We start from the raw sequence: 1,396 nt of genomic DNA on the forward strand, positions 1-1,396 counted from the left end.
AACTTATCATTGTTTTTTTGCAGACAATCAAGAGATTCAACATAGTTCAATAAGCTCTTCATATAGATATTGTGCTCTTTGAGCAGCTCATATGGAGCCAACTTTTCACCAGGCATCAACGAATCAAAACACGCTACTAGATAGCCTATCCCTTCTCTCATAAGGTCCATATCATTTCTCCCTTCCGTTCCTTTCAATAATATTTTTTCTCATACGCTTCATATGCCTCTCTATAAGTATACCGATTCTGATTATTTTCACGGAATGACACCATATAAACAAAATAAAGACTTATCCTTTGATAAGTCTTTTCAATAAAATTTCCTATTTTTTTAGAACAAAACATCACATCTCTTACGGTTAGAGCAAGGAAATCTGCCTCGTTCCTTTTAACACATTGATGGAAAGATTCGACAGCTATGTAAAAATTATATGATAAATTTTTGTATTCTTCACTGACTCCTTTAAAATTCATTTTATCATATACATGATATTTTTTCATCACATCATCAACAGTTTTTTCCATATATTCAATCAATAAAAGATGGTTATCATACATTACCTCTTCTTTATTGCGTGAAAATATGCATGTATTGTAGAAATCAAAAATACTTTTATGTGTTTGCCCTGTCTTTAAGCAATATTTTTTTACCAATCCCTCCATATCAGAGTAAATGTAATCAAAATTATATATTAAGTCTTGTATTGCGTCAACTAGGAACCTGAGGGAGGTATATGTGTCAATATATTCATAATGCTTATCAACCTTCGATAATATCTCAATGCATTTACGTAACTTATTCATGCCATCCTGATAGTCATCTAAAGCATCATAGATATCCATCTTCTCTCGGTAAGAATCATCTTTTACCAACAGCTTAAAAGTCTTTTCAAGAAGGGCTATTTCTTTAAAAATGGTAAAGTCCTTTTCTTTACGTCTACTGATTTCTCAGCATTTATACTCCCATCGAGATTCAATACGTGTTTCCCTTTGCCCCGTCCATTAAAAACTTCAATATGATCATAATGCTTCGTATCAAGATAAATATAATCGTTCTTTTGTAAATTATATTGAGGCATTTTCTTTGTCACTTTGTAAATGTTCGCTCCTTTCTCTCTCCCTCTTGTTTTTACGGTATTCTCTTTAAGGTCTTGACCAAAACCTTCTTCCTCAAAAAGCTTTGTTAAGCTATCTACTTTCCTAGTCTCACGCTCACTTTCTTTTTCTCCAGCTGTGAGAATTTTTTTGCCACCACCACCAATGATAGCGCCAGCCCCAGCACCGCCCTCACTCTGCATGTAATGAAGAACGGATTTACCAACGTCGCTCAGCCCCGTTCCGACAAGATGAAACGCTTGGACATCAAGACCCGTCGCGCTAATCGCCCCCATCAGC

At 35.1% G+C, this 1,396-nt stretch carries 2 protein-coding genes; both read right to left on the reverse strand.

The features are described 5' to 3' along the window. Positions 1–193: 193 nt before the first annotated feature. Positions 194–874 carry a hypothetical protein gene (locus F457_RS0111675; protein WP_018981304.1) on the reverse strand — a complete coding sequence of 227 codons (681 nt, stop codon included), beginning with the start codon at positions 872–874 and terminating at the stop codon, positions 194–196. A 26-nt stretch (positions 875–900) separates the two neighbouring features. Continuing rightward, positions 901–1,396 (reverse strand): hypothetical protein (locus F457_RS14045; RefSeq protein WP_018981305.1); only part of this gene is annotated, 496 nt, incomplete at its 5' end.

Source organism: Saccharibacter floricola DSM 15669 (genome assembly GCF_000378165.1).
GTDB classification, from domain to species: Bacteria; Pseudomonadota; Alphaproteobacteria; order Acetobacterales; family Acetobacteraceae; genus Saccharibacter; species Saccharibacter floricola.